Here is a 17,617-nt window from a genome sequence, read left to right as displayed (position 1 = left end):
TTTTGTGGGTCCTAAGGGATTCGAACCCCTGACCCTCTGGGTGTAAACCAGATGCTCTGAACCAACTGAGCTAAGAACCCGAATTTTTTTGAAAGGTTTCGTTTCCTTTTCTGTGGGTCCTGAGGGATTCGAACCCCCGACCCTCTGGGTGTAAACCAGATGCTCTGAACCAACTGAGCTAAGAACCCTCTTTATCTTGTTTCCTCGATTAGAGTGGTGCAAATATACGACTTATTTAGAAATCTCCAAATTTTTTTCTAAAAATTCTCCCACTACAAAGTTACTTCCACCAATAAAAATCATTTCTTGATTTGTACAGTGTTCTTTAGCAGAAAGATACGCTTCTTGTACAGAGTCGAATATTTTATAAGAAATTTTTGTTTGTATTAGTAAATCTTCATAATCTTTAGGGTGTCTTCCTCTATGAATGGAGGGCTTTGCAAAATAAAAGTGAGAGTTTTCAGGTAATAATTTCATTACGTCATCTATTTTTTTATCATTTACAAAGCCTAAAATGATGTGCTTATGCTTATCAATTGAGTTTAGTTGTGAAAAAACATACTCTAAACCAGCCTGATTATGTCCTGTGTCACAAATTGTCAAAGGATTTTTTGAAAACTCAAACCAGCGTCCGATAAAATTAGTGTTTTTATACACCTGTAAAAGACCTTCTTCTAAGTTTTTATCAGAAATATTAAAGTTTAATTTTCTTAACTCTTCAACTAAAGCTAAAACAACCTTTATATTTTTTTCCTGATAATTTCCCTTTAAATCAGATTTTAACTCTGTTTCAATTTTTGTAGCATCAATGAAAGTAGCGTTTTCTTTTACAGCCTCAGTTTTAATAATGTTTTTTACCGAATCATTTTCATCTCCAGAAATGATAGGGGTATTATTTTTAATAATTCCTGCCTTTTCTTTAGTGATTTCTTCAATTGTGTTTCCAAGAATATTTTGATGGTCAAGCTGAACATTGGTAATAGCCGAAACTAAAGGATTAATAATATTCGTTGAGTCTAATCTTCCTCCTAAACCAACTTCAATAATTGCTACATCTGCATTTTGTTGGAAGAAATATTCAAACGCCATAATTGTTGTAAACTCGAAAAATGAAGGAAGAATATTTTTTGGAAGATTTTTAAGTTTTTGAATAAAACTATAGACAAACTCTTTATCACAATTTTCCCCATTTACTTTTATACGTTCCGTAAAATCAATAAGATGAGGTGAATTATATAATCCCACTTTATAGCCAGATTCTTGCAGTACCGAAGCGAGCATATTGCTTGTTGAGCCTTTACCATTTGTACCACCAATATGAATGCATTTTATTTTTTCCTGAGGATTACCAAAAAATTCACAAAGTTTAATGATATTATTCAAACCAGGTTTGTAGGCTTTTTGACCATCGATTTGATAGTTAGGAGCCTGTACGAAAAGCCAGTCTACAGCTTCTTGGTATTGTTCGTTTGTCATGTTGCAAAATTCACAAAAGTTTTTTAAAAAAAAATATTAATTTTTAGAAACTGTAACTTTTTTATATTTGATTCGTCTAATTTGGAAAAAGCTTAATATGAAAAAAGTTTGGATTATTGTTTTTGGATTAACTTGTTTGGGTATGAATGCTCAGAAAAAGTGGTCTTTGAGAGAGTGTGTGGATTATGCTGTAAAACATAACCTCCAGGTGATCCAAAACGAATACTCAAAACAAATTCAGGATAATAGTCTAAAAATTGCTAAGAAAAATGCATTACCATCAGTAAGTGCAAGTGTCGGAAATACAGTAAGTTTTGGGCAGACCTCTTTTGGGACAGGAAGTTTGAGGAATGATAGATTTAGTAATAGTGCAAACATCGGAGCTGATGTTCTAGTGTATAATAATGGAAGGTTAGATAAAACAATTAGAAAAGCTGAGTTTGATGTTGAGGCGAGTCAATTTGATATTGAAACCATCAAAAATGATATTTCACTTCAGATTGCACAACAATACTTAACAACTTTATTAAATAAAGAAATTGTAAAAATTTCTGTATCTGCAGTAGAAAATGCTAAAAAACAACGTGACAGAGCAAAAATTACAACAGATGTTGGAACAACCGCTCAAACTGTTTTAGCGGAGGCAGAATCGGCTTTAGCAAGAGAAAAACAAAACCAGAAAACGGCTGAAATTAATGTAGGAAGAAGTTTATTTGCATTGGCTCAATTGCTTCAACTTCAGGAATATAAAGATTTTGATGTGGAAGATGTTGCTGTTTCAGATCAATTGGCTTCGGAATTAAAATCTGTTGATGAGGTTTTAACAACTGCTTATAGTAATCAACCTCAAATAAAAGCAGCTGAAAGCAGAATAAAATCGGCAGAAGCTCAAATTGCAATCGATAAAACTGCTTTTTGGCCTACAGTGACTGCAAGTGTTGGTGTAGGAAGTTTTTATAATAACCTTCTAAATACTAATATTACAGGCTACTCTAATGGTATGGCAATTAATGAAGCAAATTTTTTCCAACAATATAAAGATAATTTTGGTCAACAGGCAGCACTATCTGTAAATATTCCTATTTTTAATAAAGGAATTACAAAATTGCAGGTAGAGCAGTCAAAAATTAATGAAAGTGTTGCGAAAAACTCATTGGAGCAACAAAAACAAGCTGTTAGGCAGAATGTTCAAAAAGCACAGTTTGATGTAGATGCAAATTATGAAATATATCTATCAGCTGTAGAAACAGAAAAAAGTACCAAACTTGCCCTGGATTTTGCTGAAAAGAGTTACGCAGCAGGAAGATCAACAATATATGATGTGAATGTGGCAAGAAATAATTATGCTAATGCACAGGGATCTGTAGCTCAAGCTAAATATAATTATCTTTTCAGTCTTAAATTATTGAATTTCTATGCAGGAATTCCGTTAAGTTTGTAAAATGTCAATTCAATCATTAGAAAAATATTTACCTCAGAATACACTTCAATACTTAAAAATTTGGTTTTCAGATTACTATATTCATATTAAGATAACTAGAAATAGAAACTCAAAACTAGGAGATTACAGAAAGCTTCCAGACAGCTCTCACGAGATAACAATAAACTCTACACTTCAACCGCAGCTTTTTTTCTTTGTTTTGACTCACGAATTGGCACATTTACTTGCCTTTGAAAAATATGGGAGAAGAATTTCTCCTCATGGAAATGAATGGAAGCATACTTTTAGGCAAATGCTTTTACAAAGTATTGATGTTTATGAAGAAGATTTAAAACCCTTATTAATAAAATTTTCAAAGTCTCCAAAAGCAAATTTTATGGCAAGTCCGGATTTGGTAAAATACTTTCATATTGGAAAACAAGATGATAACCAAGTTTTTGTTGAAGAATTAAAAAAAGGTGATTTTTTTCTCTATCGTAACGAAAAGTATTTATTAGAAGGTCTGATTAAAAAAAACTATCTTTGTCTCAACTTGGCTACAGGAAGAAAGTATTCTTTCAAACCTTTAGCTAGGGTTGAAAAATATACTTAATAATGTCAAAGTCAGATAAATACTGTGTGATAATGGCGGGAGGAATCGGAAGTAGATTCTGGCCTATGAGTACACAAAAATTTCCAAAACAGTTTCAAGATATTTTAGGAGTTGGGCGTACTATGATCCAACAGACTTATGATAGAATTAGTAAGCTTATTCCCAAAGAAAACATATTTGTAATTACAAATAAAGAGTATATAGAGCTTTCTCATCAGCAACTTCCAGAAATTCCCCAAGAGAATATTGTAGGAGAGCCTTTAATGAAAAATACAGCAGCATGTAATCTTTATATGGCAAATAAAATAGCAGAAATAGATCCTAATGCTACAATGGTTGCCTTACCTGCAGATCATTTGATTCTAAAGGAAGATATTTTTTTAGAGAAAATAGAATTAGCCTTCGAACTTGCCTCAAAACATGATTATTTGGTTACCTTAGGGATTACCCCAACAAGGCCAGATACAGGCTATGGATATATTCAATTTGTTGATAAGCACAATTCTGATTACTACAAGGTGAAAACATTCACAGAGAAGCCTATTTTAGAAATAGCTAAAAGCTTTCTTGAAAGTGGTGATTTTTTATGGAATGCAGGAATTTTTATTTGGAATGTAAAGAGTATTCATCATGCATTTGAAACCTATCTTCCGGAAATGACACAGCATTTCACAGCTTGTGAATACAATGCCGAAAGTGAAAAAAGCTGTATTGAACTTATTTATCCTAAAGTTCAGAAAATTTCTATTGATAACGGGATTTTAGAAAAAGCAAAAAATGTTTATGTAATCCCTGCAGATTTGGGATGGAGTGATCTTGGAACATGGACTTCTGTTTATGAAAATACGGAAAAGGATGAAAATGGAAACGCTGCTAAATTGAAGCATCTTCTCACGTATAATTCTAAAGGAAATATTATTCGCTTGAAAAATAATAGCAAAGCAGTAATTATTGATGGACTTGAAAATTATATCATAGTAGATACAGATAAAGCATTATTGATTTGTCCAAGAGATCATGATCAGCTTATTAAAGATTATGTTTTAGATTTGAAGAGTTTTAAAAAAGGAGATAAATTCATATAAAAAGTGGCATAGTTTCTGCCAAAGACTTCTTATGATAAAAATGGCATCCAAATTCACGTTGTTTATCTTATTGATATTAGGTATTTCAGCTTTTTCTCAAACAAAGAAAAAATTTACTAATATTCCTTCAGTTCTTAATGGAATTATTCCAAATGACAGAATAGATTTTTGGATATTGGTCCATAATGAGTACGGAAAAGATAAAGAAGTAAGAACTTCAGGTACTAAAAAAGACTATGTCTCTCAATCTTCAGGGTTCAATTTATTTCCTGACGAAGACAGTTTTTATTATATTGTTTATTCTTCTGCTGGAAAGATTAATTATGTAACTGATTTTGATGCCCTGAAAAGCTTTATAGGGAAAATAGATAATGTGGAAGAAGCTTCTATTGCTGCAACAATTGATGGTTATCTTATTGATGAAGAGTTCAAAGATGTTGCCGCAAATTATTATGAAGATACATCGAATTATTATCTGGATTTAGGTAAACTTACGTCAAAAGAATGTCCTTACCAAAAAAAACATTTTACTTTAACGGTAAATAAAAAATCGGGAACTATTACCGATATCAAGGATAACGGGACATATATTGAGCTTTATAATAAGAAGTGCACCAATAATCCAAGGCTGTTAAAAATAGAGAAAAAAGAAGAACCTAAAGATGAGCCTAAAAAACCTACAAAACGTAGATAAATTCTACGAAACAGAACGACTTATTCTTCGTCCGATGTCTTTGGATGATAAAGAATTTATTTTTGAACTTTATAACTCTCCAAAGTTTATTAAATATATTGGGGATAGAAATATTAAAACGGTTTCTGATGCCGAAAACTATATTAAAAACAGGTTTCTTCCTCAGTTTGATAAATTAGGTTTTGGAAATTATTTAATGATTACAAAAGAAGGAAATCATAAAATAGGAGGTGTAGGAATATTTGAAAGAGAAGGGTTGGATGTGGTAGATATAGGATTTTCTCTTTTAGAAGAATTTGAAGGAAAAGGATATGCTTATGAGGCTTCTTTGAAGGTAAAATCTATCGGAATGGATGATTTTGGTCTAAAAAAGATTTCGGCAATTACAACAAGAGATAATTTTTCTTCCCAGAAACTTATTGAAAAGCTAGGTCTGAAGTTTCAGAAATTTGTTACTCTTCTTGATGACAATGAAGAACTAATGTATTACGAAACAGAATAATTCTGTATTTATTTGCCATTCTGACGAAGGAAGATCTAAGTTTACGATTTATAGATTCTTCATTTCACTTCGTTTCATTCAGAATTACAATTAAGAAATCCAAACCTATCCTTCCAAAATTTGCTCTGCAGCTGTTTTTGAAGTTACTTTTTCAATAACTCTTGTACAGATTCCTTTTTCATCGAAAATGAAAGTGGTTCTTACAATTCCCATGTAGGTTTTTCCAAAGGTTTTCTTTTCTTGCCAAACACCGAATTTTTCTAAAATATCGTGGCTTTCATCTGCAATTAAGTCATAAGGAAAGGCGTGTTTGCTATGGAAATTTTTTTGTTTTTTTACAGAATCTCCGCTTATTCCAAGGAGTTGAAATCCAGCTTTTTCAAGCTCTGAATAATTATCTCTCAAATTACATGCTTCAACGGTGCATGTAGGAGTACTTGCCTGAGGATAAAAGAAAATAATTAATTTTTTTCCGATTAAATTTTCAGAGTTTACCGCTTCTCCATCTTGATTTATTCCTTCAAATTGTGGTAATTTGTCTCCAACTTTCAACATAATGATTTAATTTTGTTCAAATTTAGTGGTTAAATGACAAAAAAGCAAAGAGCAGACCTTGTTCAAATAGAATTAGAAAAATTATATCCTGAAGTTCCTATTCCGCTGAATCATACAGACCCTTACACATTAATGGTTGCGGTTGCGCTTTCTGCTCAAACTACAGATAAAAAAGTAAATGAAGTTACCCCTAATCTTTTCAAAGTAGCCGGAACGCCTGAAAAAATGGCAAAATTGGAGGTTGCTGAAATTAAAGAGTTGATTAAAGAAATAGGGCTTTCCAATACAAAAGCAAAGAATCTCAAAAGAATGGCAGAACTTCTTTTGGAAAGACATAATGGAATAGTACCACAAACTTATGAAGAATTGGAGGCTTTGCCTGGAGTTGGGCATAAAACAGCTTCTGTTGTGATGAGTCAAGGTTTTGGGTTTCCTGCTTTTCCTGTAGATACTCATATTCATCGTTTAATGACTCAATGGAAACTTACTTCCGGAAAAAACGTAGTTGAGACAGAAAATGATGCAAAAAAACTATGGAAAGAAGAACATTGGAACAAACTTCACCTTCAGATAATTTTCTACGGAAGAGAATATTCTCCTGCAAGAGGAAAAGGAGAGAAAGATTTTATTACAAAAATGTTGTTTGAGAAGTAGATAGAATATCGTTTTCTATTTAATTATAGTTTTAAAATAACCTCTAAATATTTTTATTACTGTTGAGTCTATATTAGATTTATAATTGATAAACCCATAAATGCTATCATTTTTCTGAAAACTACTTTTATTCAGAACAAGTTTTTGGTAAATGGGCTTTGAATTAATGAACTTAGTTTCACCTTTTAATGTTTTTGGATTAATATCCTTGATTATAAATTTTTCATTAAAAATTTTAACAAAAACACCATTTCCGAAATAACCATTGTTATTGTTTAGGCTAATCTCAATCGTATCATCTTTGTAAGTAGCTTTACATTTATAATCTTCAAAATGAAGTTTTTTTGTTTTGAATAATCCATCAAAATAACCTGATTCCTGAATGATAAATGCAGTTCTTGTTGGGCTCTCTATTTTTTCATTGTTGAATAACTTTAGTTCAGGATATTTTGAAAGGAGTTTAAAGGTGTCATTATAAACCAACCTATCATCAATAGTTATTTTTTCAAATATTTCCTTCTCTTTTTGTGATTGACAACTTATAAAACACAATATAAGAACAATAACGATGTTGATATAGAGCAGTTTTTTCATAATATTATTTAAGTGTAAAGCTAAATAAAAAAGCCACAAAAACTAATTTGTGACTTCAATATTTTACTTCTGTTTCTTTGCCCAAAGTTCCATTTTTCTGTTTAAAACATCCAAAGGAAGACATCCTTGACTTAGAACTTCATCATGAAAACTTGCTAAATTGAATTTGTTCCCAAGTTCTTTTTGGTATTTTTCTCTCAAATCACGGATTCTCAAAGAACCTATTTTATACCCTAAAGCTTGTCCCGGCATTGCCATATATCTTTCTATTTCCGCTGTTGCACTTGCTTCATCGTAAGAAATATTACTTAAAAAATATTTGATGGCTTCTTCTCTGGTCATTTTTCCTGAATGTATTCCCGTATCTACAACCAATCTTACTGCTCTTAACATTTGGTCGCTTAGATACCCCATTTTTTGGTAAGGGTCTGTATATAAGCCGAATTCTGGACCTAATGTTTCACAATAATGTGCCCATCCTTCACCGTAAGCTCCTAACCATCCAAATCTCATGAATTTAGGAAGTTTTGTGTTTTCTTGTTGAAGAGAAATCTGATAATGATGACCAGGGATTGCTTCGTGTAAGAAAAGAGACTCCATACCTGAAGTAACATTGAATTTTGATGGGTCAGGAAGTGGCATATAGAAAATTCCGGGTCTTTTTCCGTCGGGTGTTCCCTGAATATATTCTGCACTTGCACTGGCTTCTCTGAATTTTTCAGTTTGTCTGATTTCAAATTTGGTCTTTGGTGTTACACTGAACATGGTTTTCAGTTTAGGAGTAATTTTTGTCAAAATTCCATTGAAAGCATCTAGAACCTCTTTTGAAGTTTTATAAGGCATTGCTTTTTCATCTGTTTTTACATGATTGATGAATTCTTCTAATGTTCCTGTAAAACCAACCTGTTGCTTTACTTTTTCCATCTCAGAACGAAGCATAGCAACTTGCTGAAGCCCTGTTTTATTGATTTCATCTGTTGAAATATTAGTAGTTGTCCAGCTTTTTGCATAAAATTGGTAGATTTCTTTTCCGTTAGGCAGACTATTGTAACCATCCGTTTCTCTGGATTTTGGAAGATATTCTTTTTCTAAAAACTCACCCATTTTAAGATAGGCGGGAATAATTTTTTTGAAAATAGCATCTCTGTAAAGTGCAGAAAATTTGTCTTTTTGAGCCTGAGCTAAGTTTTTAGGAAAGTTTTTAATAGGTCCGTAAAAAATGTTTTTATCTAAATCTTTTGAAGTGATTTCTTCAGCTCTCATTTGAGGAATCATTTTGATAACCAATTTTTTAGGTAATACAAACTTGTTATTAATTCCTTCTCGGAAATTTTCCTGTGCGGCATCCATCCATTCCGGAAATTTTTCCATTCTTTTCAGCCAGTCACTGTAATCTTTTTCTGTTTTAAAAGGCTGACTTCCTTCTCCGCTTCCGTATAAAGGGAAAGTTAAAGGAAGACCACCAAATTGTGTAAAAGGAATATATTCTGGATGATATGCGTAAGCCTCAACTTTATCTTTCAATGTAAAATCTAAGACATCATATACTACTTTATCTTCATCAGAAAGACTTTTATAATCAACATTATTCAGTTGTTTCTGAACCGAATTGTAGAATGCTATTTCACTTGAAATGAAGTCTTTATCAATGTTAATGGGTAATTGGTCATTATATCTTGTGTCACCTTGGGAAGTTGCTTCCAAAGGGTACAGTTTGAGGTATTGTTCATAATAATTTGATGCAATAGAATCCAGATTGGTAGGTGTTACTTTGGTTAGAGGAGAATCAGATTTTTTGCAAGAAGCAAGACCTATTATTAAACCTAAACCTAAAATGCTTTTTGATAAAATGTTTTTCATTTTTCAGAATCTTTATGAAAACAAAAATAAGTATAATTTAGAATAAGCAGAATCATTAATTGAAGTTGATTTTTTAAAAATACTTTTCAAAAAATTTTTCACATTCAATCAATTTTTTATCTTTGCTGAAAACGTTTAACAATCATATTATTACAGCTCTTTTTTAAGAAAAAATGAAAGGGATTTTAAAAATTTACCATCCGGATGAAACGCTAAAGTACAATATTAGAAATACTTATTGTAAAGCAGTTTACAGCAACCAGCAACATTTTTTAGAGGTTGAGATTATTACGGATGACAGTTTGGATCATGTGGATGATGATTCACTACAATACAATTTTCCTCAACTTTCACTTGAAATCTTCGATTTCCCTATTGATTCTTCGGAATTAGAAGGAAAAACAATCAACATCAGTGATTCTGATGAGGATACCTATACAGAAGTTGATTTGTTTGATGATGAAGAGGCTTATATCTATGATAATGAGCTTCTTTTTGAAAAGAACGAAGAAGGAGAGCTTCAGGTAATATGGAAGGGAACGATTGATGATTTCTATACAGGATCTGACAATCCCATTCCTTTTAAACTAAAATGCGAATTTAAGCAAGACGATATTGAGGTAGATGAAGATTAAATAATCTTAAACCTTATTATTTTTTTTATATCAAATTTCTTTTCAAACTGGTTTTGGAAAGAAATTTGCTGCTTATTGGAAATAACACTTTTTTAAGTGGTTTTTAAGCAATTTTTAAGAGCTTAATTAATAATATTCCATTATTTTTGTCGTTTAAACCTTTATAAAATATTCACAGTAATGCTGTTAACTGAACTTACTCAGATTTTATTTGCCCAAATCGCTACACCTGCAATTGCTGCAGACGATTTAGAATTTTCATTTTGGAAAATAATGTTTCATGGAGGAGCTTTCGCTAAGATAGTTATGGTAACTGTATTGGCTTTGGGAGTATTTTCTGTATATCTATTTTTTGAACGCTTTTTCTTTATTAAAAGATTAACATCAAAGACGGATGCTAATTTTATGGATAACATTGAAGATTTTATCAAAGAAGGAAAAATAGAATCTGCAGCAGACTATTGTAAGAGACAAAATTCTCCTGAAGGTAGAATTTTAGAAAAAGGAATTTCAAGATTGGGACGCCCTGTTTCTGACATTGTAAGTGCGATGGAATCTCAGGCTCAGGTTGAGGTTGCCAATATGGAAAAGAACCTGAATCTTTTGGCTGTTGTACCAAGTATTGCCCCGATGTTAGGTCTTTTAGGTACGGTAATCGGGATGATTATTGCATTCTTTAATTTGTCCCAGGCAACGGGTTCTTTTTCTCCAAAAACGTTGTCTGAAGGTATTTACACAGCTTTGGGACAAACAGCGGTTGGTTTGGCAGTTGCTATTCCTGCAAACTTTTTCTATAATATACTTTTAACGAGAATAGACAAGTTTGTATTGAAAGCGCAGAATATGTCCGGAGAATTTTTAGACCTTATCAATAAACCTTTATAAATCTTTCTTATGAAACCGTAAGGTTCCGTCTGATAATTAGAAAAATAAGAGTAAACAGATGAAAATTCAAAGAAGAAATAAAGCGAATCCGGAATTCAGTTTAGCTGCGATGACAGACGTTATCTTACTGATGCTGATATTCTTTATGGTAACTTCTTCGGCTGCCAATCAGAGTGCAATCGATGTGAAATTACCCAAAGCGGATACGGTGGCTGATAATATTCCTAACCCATTGGTGGTAAGTGTAAAGCCTGATGGTTCGTATTTTGTAGATGATAATCCTGTTACAAGAGCTCAGCTTGAGTCTACAATTGTAAATAAGTTGAAAAATCAGACAAACAAATCTTTTACGATAAGAGCTGATGAAAACACGATGCATAAAGATGTTGTTTTTGTGATGGAAATTGCTGAAAAATATAAATTTAATATCGCCATTGCAACGGTTAAAGATTAATAGTACGTCCGGAAAATCCGGCAAAGATCATTTTAAGATGAGAAGCCAGATTGTAAATAAAGATGAGCAAAATAGAGACAGGATAAAGAGCGCACTGCTTTCTATCCTTATTTGGTCTGCTATTTTGTTATTCGTTTTTTTATATAAATTAAAACCGGATCTACAACAGGAGCCGGAAGTTATTACAACCATGTTGGTGAATTTTGGAGATAATAGAAATGGAGATGGAGTTGAAGAACCAGCAGAACAGGAGGGGAGTCTAGCTTCTGTAACGGAAGAGGTAACATCAGAACCTATAGAAACACCTGTTCCTGAAACTAAAACTATTATTAAGCCAGAACCCAAGCCAGAACCTGTAATTAAAAAATCAGAACCCAAAGATAAAGTTGTAACAGGAAATAATTCTAAAGTTAGTGCTCCTAAGAAAGAGGAGTCAAAAAAGTCTGATATAAAAGAAACTGTAGCTTCAAGTTCTTCAAAAAACACTAAAAAATCTGGAGCAACAACGGCAAATTCTAAAACAGGAAGTGGTGACGGGAAAGGAAATGCTGCAATCGGTAATCTAATTAAAGGAAGAGGAACGAAAGCAGGAAGCCAAGGAGATGGAACTGGAATTGGGAATGCAGGAGATCCTTTAGGAGGTGATGGAAATGGAGACAGTAAAGTAGGTATTGACAGAAAGTTAGTCGGATTTATACCAGGAACGATGGGTAGAGGAGGCTCGCAACCCGCAAATAATTGTACAGCAAGCGGAACAATTACAATTGCATATACAGTTGATAAAGCGGGGAATGTAGTTTCAGCAAGAAGATCCAGTGGAACATCAGACCCTTGTATCAGTTCGAATGCTATTTCCTGGGTTAAAAAATATGTAAAAGCCGAAAAAGCTAACACTTCTTCAACAGGAACGTATAAAATTACTTTTTAAAAATATAAAAGCACTTTAATCAAGTGCTTTTTTTATTTCTGAGATTCTATTGATAATTGGCAGTGCAAAAATACCACTTGTTTGAAGGTATAATTCGTAGAAAGTTTTTGCTTTGTCTAAAAACTCATTATTGTTTGTTGTTTTACCATGAAAATAGAAAAGGTTGCCAAGCATTTCATAATAATCTTTGTGGTCTCTTTCCTGTCTTTCGTTGACGATTTCGATAAGTTCTTCTTTAGTCTTTGAAGAAACTTCCGTGAAATTCATTTTGAAAATATCTCGCATTAAAGTATCGAAATCCAATTCTTTTTGCATCAAACTTTCCTCTGGTTTGTCTAAAATCAGTTTTTCTAATGCTTGAGATAGCTGACGTATTAGTCGTAATGTGAATTCTTTATCGGTAATCATACTTTGTTTGTTGTTTAATTAAAAATTTAAATAATCTTCAGTTTGGGTGAGTTCACTCCATCTTGCAGAGAGAAATTTTGCATAGTTAGAGGATGATAGGCCATAAGTTCCTAATGAATGTCCGTCATTAACTTCCACTAATATGGTTTCTCCTTTCTCATTGACTCCGAAATCCAAAGCATACGAGTTGGGTTGAGATGTGAATGAATTTATGGCTGATACAATCGTTTTTAAATCTATTTTCGTATCCCAGTCGCCTTTATATCTTCTTATGTCTAGAATCTCTTTATATCTGATAAAACACCTCCATTCTGTCTTAAAATCAATAAGTTCGGAACATAGTACCTCAATGTCTTTTTCTTCATTAATAATTCCTAAAAAATCCATTTCAGTTTGGATTACTTTTCCAGCAAATAATTTTGTTTCTGTTTTAGGTTTAATGAAAATGTTCCAACTAGATTTATCTGCAAAAACTTGATTAATTGTTGATTCCCAAATGTTCCTTTTTAAAAAAGACTTTAGTTCTTCAGGATAGTCAATTTCTTTATCTGGGCGACGAATATTTAAATTCTGTAGCCTTTTTCTGATGTTTCCGATTCCTCCAACAACTATATTTTCAGGATTATTGTCTGAGATTTCGTGTGCATCAACAAACTTTTCTATTTCGTAACCAAAATTTTTAAAACCTTCAAAAGCTACAAATGCGTTTACATTATAGAATTCTCCACTTTTGTTTGTTTGTATATAGGCCTTCATTTACGCAAAAAATAAATATGCCAACGCAATTGAAGTAATAATACCTACTAAATCCGCCAAAAGCATGGCAATTACCGTGTATCTTGTGTTTTTCACAGCTACAGCTCCAAAATAAACGGCAATAACGTAAAATGTGGTATCTGAGCTTCCCTGAAGAACTGCAGCCAATTTTCCCTGAAAACTATCTGCTCCAAATGTTGCCATCGTATCCACCATCATTCCTCTGGCTCCAGAACCAGATAAAGGTTTTATTAAAGCTGTCGGAAGACCATCCACAAATCTTGAATCAAAATGAGCCATATTTGCAACCCATTTCATTCCGTCAATAATCACATCAAAAACTCCCGAAGTTCTTAGTAAAGAAATTGCAATCAGCATTCCAACCAAATAAGGAATGATTTTAACGCAGGTTGTAAAACCATCTTTTGCTCCTTCAATAAAGGCATCAAAAATATTTATTTTTTTATAAACCGCACCTAAAACTATGGCTAGGAAAATAAAGAGAATCAAACCGTTGCTTAGAACTTTACTAAAATCATCAAGTTCGTTTTTACTCAATTGTACCAAATAAACAACCAATAAACCAATAATTGCAGAAATACCTCCAACATAAACAAGAACAATGGGTTTTAACAAATTTATCTTTTGATATAAAGAAACGATAATCATTGCGGCCAATGTTGCTGCAAAAGTTGCAATCATACACGGGAGAAAAATATCCGTTGGTGTTTTTGAACCCATCGATGCTCTGATAGCAATGATAGAGACAGGAATTAAGGTCATTCCTCCTGCATGAAGACATAAGAACATGATTTGAGAATTACTCGCTGTGTCTTTATTGGGGTTTAAAGTTTGGAGACTTTCCATTGCTTTTAATCCAAAAGGAGTTGCCGCATTATCCAAACCAAGAAGATTGGCGCTAAAATTCATCAACATATGTCCAAAAGCAGGGTGGTTTTTAGGGATGTCCGGAAATAATTTTGAGAAAAAAGGTTGAATCAATCGGCTTAGTAGATTAATTCCACCAGCTTTTTCAGCAATACTCATGAATCCCATGAAAAGAGTCATAATTCCAATTAAACCAAGACATATTTTTACGGCAGTTTCTGAGGTACCGATAACTCCATCAGCTTCCTGAACTCGGTAAACTTTTACATCTTGTTTCAGAGAATCTGTTTTATAATGAATTCTACTGTCTGCAAAATCAGGTTTTTTCATCAAACTATCTTGTACGATAGGTGAGAGAGAATTCATTTTCTGTATTGCAATCTGTACCGTATCACCTCCTTTACCAACAACCATATCATTGAAAATGGTTTTGTAATGGTCTGATGAAATGTATTTTATACTTGCAATGGAAATTGCTATAATAATAAAAGCCGACCAAATTCTGCTGAGAACCATTTGATTAAATTAAAAATATTGAGAAAAGATAATAAATTAAAATAAACTGGAGAAAAATTATTCCTGAAGATATACTAAGAATCCTTCAAAATTATCATCCAGATTTTTTAGAACTTTTACTTCTTTCATTTTCTTCTCCAAACCATCAACAAAAAAGCTTTTTTCAAAAAACTGACGATGAATTCCGGGTAAAAGTTCCATGAAATAATCCATTCCAATTTTATTGTTGTGTAGATCCATTTTTGTTTCTAAAGGTTCGTTCGGAAATAATTCTTCGTGCAAATCTGTTATTTTTTTACAAAAAACCAAAGATTTTTCAGGAGATGAAACTTTACAGCAATACATCATGATGAAGGCGCACCAAAGTGCATGTCTGAAAGCATTACCAATTCCGTTATTAGAAGCTGTTTTTGGATATTTTTTCTGAGCAATTGTAAATGCCTGAACCGTTGCATGAAAACTTAATAAAGAAAATAGAGGATGTGGTAAAACAAGCGATAAAAGACGTATTATCTTTTTAAAGCTCAAGCTCCGAATCGTATTAAAAAATATTTTAAAAGTTCTCATAAATAAAAATCTCTCCCTAATTAGAGAGAGACCGTATTGTATTGGTTACAAATTTAAGCTTTTGCGGCTAATAAATTTACTGTTTTAGATACAGTTTCTTTAATTTCAGTTCTTTTTACAATGAAATCAACAAATCCTTTTTCCTGAAGGAATTCGGATGTTTGGAAACCTTCCGGTAAATCTCTACCGATAGTTTCACGGATAACTCTAGGACCTGCAAAACCGATTAAGGCTTTTGGCTCTGCCATGATGATATCAGCAGTCATTGCAAAAGAAGCAGTAATACCTCCAAATGTAGGGTCGCAAAGATAAGCGATGTATAAAAGACCAGCTTCAGAAAGTTGGGCTAATTTTGCCTGTACTTTGGCCAATTGCATCAAAGAATAAGTTGCTTCCTGCATTCTTGCACCTCCTGATTGACAAATAATCATATAAGGAAGTTTTTTTGCGATACAGTAATCAACAGCTCTTCTTATTTTTTCGCCCATTACAGAACCCAAAGAACCTCCAATAAAAGCGAAATCCATACAAGAAACCACCATTTTTGTTCCGTTTACTGTACCAACAGCATTTCTGATAGAATCAGTAAGTTTTGTTTTTGCTTTTACCTCTTTTAAACGGTCTGTATAAGCCTTTGTATCTTTGAATTTTAGAATATCTATACTTTCAACATTAGCGTCTAATTCAGTGAATTTACCTTCGTCAAAAAGGATGTCGAAAAACTCGGCACTTCCTATTCTTACATGAAATCCGTCTTCCGGAGAAACATAGTTATTTCTTTTAAGCTCTTCATGCTCAACTATTTTTCCTGAAGGAGTCTGATGCCAAAGACCTTTGGGAACGTCCTTTTTTTCATCAGTAGAAGTTGTAATGTTTTGTGCTTTTCTTTTAAACCACTCGAATGCCATATTGTCTGTATTAATGTATAAATGTAAAATGTACTAATATTAAAGTTTTCAATGCGAATCCTTAATATTAGTACAAATGTACAAGTTCTTATTTTAAAGTATTTATGTTATTTAAATCTTCAAATGCCTGAACCAATCTTGTAGAGAACGTTTCTTCACCTTTTCTTACCCAAACTCTTGGGTCATAGAATTTTTTGTTTGGTTTTTCTTCTCCTTCAGGGTTTCCGATTTGAGTTCTTAAATAATCAATTTTATCTAACATGTAATCTCTGATTCCTTCTGTATAAGCGAATTGAAGGTCAGTATCGATGTTCATTTTAATCACACCGTAATCGATAGCTTCTCTGATTTCTTCTAATGTAGATCCAGAACCTCCGTGGAATACGAAGTTAATAGGTTTAATTCCTGTTCCGAATTTTTCCTGAACAAATTTCTGAGAATTATCAAGAATTTTTGGAGTAAGAACTACATTTCCTGGCTTGTAAACACCATGTACATTACCAAAAGCGGCAGCAATAGTAAAGTTATCAGAAATTGCCTTTAATTTTTCGTAAGTATAAGCTACATCTTCAGGTTGAGTATACAATAAAGAATTGTCAACTCCGGAATTATCAACTCCGTCTTCTTCCCCTCCGGTTACCCCGATTTCTACTTCAAGAGTCATCTGCATTTTTGCCATTCTTTCGAAATATTTAGCAGAAATTTCTAGGTTTTCTTCCAAAGGTTCTTCAGAAAGATCCAGCATATGAGATGAGTAAAGGGATTTTCCTGTCTGCTTGAAGAATTCTTCGTTAGCATCCATTAATCCGTCAATCCAAGGCAATAATTTTTTTGCACAGTGGTCTGTATGAAGGATTACAGTTGCTCCATAAGCTTCAGCAAGTGTGTGGATGTGTTTTGCACCAGCAACGGCTCCTAAAATAGCTGCTTTTTGCCCATCATTACTTAATCCTTTTCCTGCGTTGAATGCTGCTCCACCGTTTGAAAATTGAATAATTACAGGAGAGTTTAATTTCGCTGCAGTTTCTATCGTAGCATTTACGTTACTTGAACCAACTACATTTACTGCAGGTAATGCATATTTGTTTTCTTTAGCATGCTGAAAAATATCAGTAACTAATTGGCCTGTGGCAACTCCTGCCGGGAAAATTCTGCTCATTTTTTACTTTTTAATATAAATTTATTACTGTGTTTTTAAAATTCCTGTAAAGGTAATAAT

At 32.8% G+C, this 17,617-nt stretch carries 20 protein-coding genes and 2 tRNA genes; 10 read left to right on the top strand and 12 right to left on the bottom strand.

What is annotated here, in order from left to right:
• Positions 1 to 5: 5 nt before the first annotated feature.
• The 3 genes from OH806_RS05205 to OH806_RS05195 form a co-directional block, all read right to left on the bottom strand.
• A tRNA-Val gene (locus tag OH806_RS05205) sits at positions 6 to 80 on the bottom strand.
• A gap of 33 nt (positions 81 to 113) precedes the next feature.
• A tRNA-Val gene (locus OH806_RS05200) sits at positions 114 to 188 on the bottom strand.
• A gap of 43 nt (positions 189 to 231) precedes the next feature.
• A complete protein-coding gene (locus OH806_RS05195) occupies positions 232 to 1,476 on the bottom strand; it encodes a bifunctional folylpolyglutamate synthase/dihydrofolate synthase (protein ID WP_264742610.1) in 1,245 nt (414 codons plus the stop codon).
• A gap of 97 nt (positions 1,477 to 1,573) precedes the next feature.
• Here OH806_RS05195 and OH806_RS05190 point away from each other — a divergent pair, with 97 nt between their 5' ends.
• The 5 genes from OH806_RS05190 to OH806_RS05170 are packed head-to-tail and all read left to right on the top strand — an operon-like array spanning position 1,574 to position 5,790.
• Positions 1,574 to 2,917 carry a TolC family protein gene (locus tag OH806_RS05190; protein ID WP_264742609.1) on the top strand — a complete coding sequence of 448 codons (1,344 nt, stop codon included), beginning with the start codon at positions 1,574 to 1,576 and terminating at the stop codon, positions 2,915 to 2,917.
• Position 2,918: 1 nt separating this feature from the next.
• On the top strand, positions 2,919 to 3,509 hold the full coding sequence (locus OH806_RS05185; RefSeq protein WP_264742608.1) for a SprT-like domain-containing protein: 591 nt from the start codon (positions 2,919 to 2,921) through the stop codon (positions 3,507 to 3,509).
• Between the two features lie 2 nt (positions 3,510 to 3,511).
• The gene (locus OH806_RS05180) at positions 3,512 to 4,594 is read left to right on the top strand and encodes a mannose-1-phosphate guanylyltransferase (RefSeq protein ID WP_264742607.1); all 1,083 of its coding nucleotides are present in this window, start codon (positions 3,512 to 3,514) and stop codon (positions 4,592 to 4,594) included.
• 40 nt (positions 4,595 to 4,634) lie between these two features.
• On the top strand, positions 4,635 to 5,288 hold the full coding sequence (locus OH806_RS05175; protein WP_264742606.1) for a hypothetical protein: 654 nt from the start codon (positions 4,635 to 4,637) through the stop codon (positions 5,286 to 5,288).
• Positions 5,257 to 5,790 (top strand): GNAT family N-acetyltransferase, encoded by a 534-nt coding sequence (locus OH806_RS05170; protein ID WP_264742605.1) that lies wholly within the window; start codon positions 5,257 to 5,259, stop codon positions 5,788 to 5,790. The genes OH806_RS05175 and OH806_RS05170 overlap by 32 nt, the downstream gene beginning before the upstream one ends.
• 105 nt (positions 5,791 to 5,895) lie before the next feature.
• On the opposite strand, the gene bcp is transcribed toward OH806_RS05170, so the two are convergent.
• The gene (gene bcp / locus OH806_RS05165; RefSeq protein WP_264742604.1) at positions 5,896 to 6,345 is read right to left on the bottom strand and encodes a thioredoxin-dependent thiol peroxidase; all 450 of its coding nucleotides are present in this window, start codon (positions 6,343 to 6,345) and stop codon (positions 5,896 to 5,898) included.
• A gap of 33 nt (positions 6,346 to 6,378) precedes the next feature.
• Between bcp and OH806_RS05160 the strand changes: the two genes are divergently transcribed.
• The gene (locus OH806_RS05160) at positions 6,379 to 6,999 is read left to right on the top strand and encodes an endonuclease III domain-containing protein (protein WP_264742603.1); all 621 of its coding nucleotides are present in this window, start codon (positions 6,379 to 6,381) and stop codon (positions 6,997 to 6,999) included.
• Positions 7,000 to 7,014: 15 nt separating this feature from the next.
• Here OH806_RS05160 and OH806_RS05155 read toward each other — a convergent pair whose 3' ends face one another.
• Both OH806_RS05155 and OH806_RS05150 read right to left on the bottom strand, forming a co-directional pair.
• Positions 7,015 to 7,593, bottom strand: a complete 579-nt coding sequence (locus OH806_RS05155) for a hypothetical protein (protein WP_264742602.1) — start codon at positions 7,591 to 7,593, stop codon at positions 7,015 to 7,017.
• Between the two features lie 63 nt (positions 7,594 to 7,656).
• Positions 7,657 to 9,453: a DUF885 domain-containing protein gene (locus tag OH806_RS05150; protein ID WP_264742601.1), complete on the bottom strand. Its 1,797-nt coding sequence runs from the start codon at positions 9,451 to 9,453 to the stop codon at positions 7,657 to 7,659.
• 173 nt (positions 9,454 to 9,626) lie between these two features.
• Here OH806_RS05150 and OH806_RS05145 point away from each other — a divergent pair, with 173 nt between their 5' ends.
• From OH806_RS05145 to OH806_RS05130, 4 genes are all read left to right on the top strand, one after another.
• The gene (locus OH806_RS05145; protein ID WP_264742600.1) at positions 9,627 to 10,088 is read left to right on the top strand and encodes a hypothetical protein; all 462 of its coding nucleotides are present in this window, start codon (positions 9,627 to 9,629) and stop codon (positions 10,086 to 10,088) included.
• 180 nt (positions 10,089 to 10,268) lie between these two features.
• Positions 10,269 to 10,973 carry a MotA/TolQ/ExbB proton channel family protein gene (locus OH806_RS05140; protein WP_264742599.1) on the top strand — a complete coding sequence of 235 codons (705 nt, stop codon included), beginning with the start codon at positions 10,269 to 10,271 and terminating at the stop codon, positions 10,971 to 10,973.
• Positions 10,974 to 11,031: 58 nt separating this feature from the next.
• On the top strand, positions 11,032 to 11,427 hold the full coding sequence (locus OH806_RS05135) for an ExbD/TolR family protein (RefSeq protein ID WP_264742598.1): 396 nt from the start codon (positions 11,032 to 11,034) through the stop codon (positions 11,425 to 11,427).
• 37 nt (positions 11,428 to 11,464) lie between these two features.
• Positions 11,465 to 12,355: a ferric siderophore ABC transporter substrate-binding protein gene (locus tag OH806_RS05130; RefSeq protein WP_264742597.1), complete on the top strand. Its 891-nt coding sequence runs from the start codon at positions 11,465 to 11,467 to the stop codon at positions 12,353 to 12,355.
• A 15-nt stretch (positions 12,356 to 12,370) separates the two neighbouring features.
• Here the strand turns inward: OH806_RS05130 and OH806_RS05125 are convergent, their stop codons facing one another.
• The 6 genes from OH806_RS05125 to fbaA all read right to left on the bottom strand — a co-directional run bounded on the left by OH806_RS05125 (position 12,371) and on the right by fbaA (position 17,557).
• Positions 12,371 to 12,763 (bottom strand): hypothetical protein, encoded by a 393-nt coding sequence (locus OH806_RS05125; protein ID WP_264742596.1) that lies wholly within the window; start codon positions 12,761 to 12,763, stop codon positions 12,371 to 12,373.
• Between the two features lie 18 nt (positions 12,764 to 12,781).
• A complete protein-coding gene (locus OH806_RS05120) occupies positions 12,782 to 13,519 on the bottom strand; it encodes an ATP-grasp domain-containing protein (protein ID WP_264742595.1) in 738 nt (245 codons plus the stop codon).
• Positions 13,520 to 14,923: a nucleoside recognition domain-containing protein gene (locus OH806_RS05115; RefSeq protein ID WP_264742594.1), complete on the bottom strand. Its 1,404-nt coding sequence runs from the start codon at positions 14,921 to 14,923 to the stop codon at positions 13,520 to 13,522.
• A 57-nt stretch (positions 14,924 to 14,980) separates the two neighbouring features.
• Positions 14,981 to 15,490 (bottom strand): DUF6973 domain-containing protein, encoded by a 510-nt coding sequence (locus OH806_RS05110; RefSeq protein WP_264742593.1) that lies wholly within the window; start codon positions 15,488 to 15,490, stop codon positions 14,981 to 14,983.
• A gap of 53 nt (positions 15,491 to 15,543) precedes the next feature.
• Positions 15,544 to 16,398: an acetyl-CoA carboxylase, carboxyltransferase subunit beta gene (gene accD, locus OH806_RS05105; protein ID WP_264742592.1), complete on the bottom strand. Its 855-nt coding sequence runs from the start codon at positions 16,396 to 16,398 to the stop codon at positions 15,544 to 15,546.
• 88 nt (positions 16,399 to 16,486) lie between these two features.
• Positions 16,487 to 17,557, bottom strand: coding sequence for a class II fructose-bisphosphate aldolase (gene fbaA / locus OH806_RS05100; RefSeq protein ID WP_264742591.1), 1,071 nt, complete (start codon positions 17,555 to 17,557; stop codon positions 16,487 to 16,489).
• Positions 17,558 to 17,617: the final 60 nt, after the last annotated feature.

The sequence above is a fragment of the Chryseobacterium oryctis genome, from assembly GCF_025971925.1.
Classification (GTDB): Bacteria; Bacteroidota; Bacteroidia; order Flavobacteriales; family Weeksellaceae; genus Chryseobacterium; species Chryseobacterium oryctis.
The sequence above is the reverse complement of the archived record's forward strand: the minus strand, read 5'-3'. Positions and strand labels throughout refer to the sequence as shown.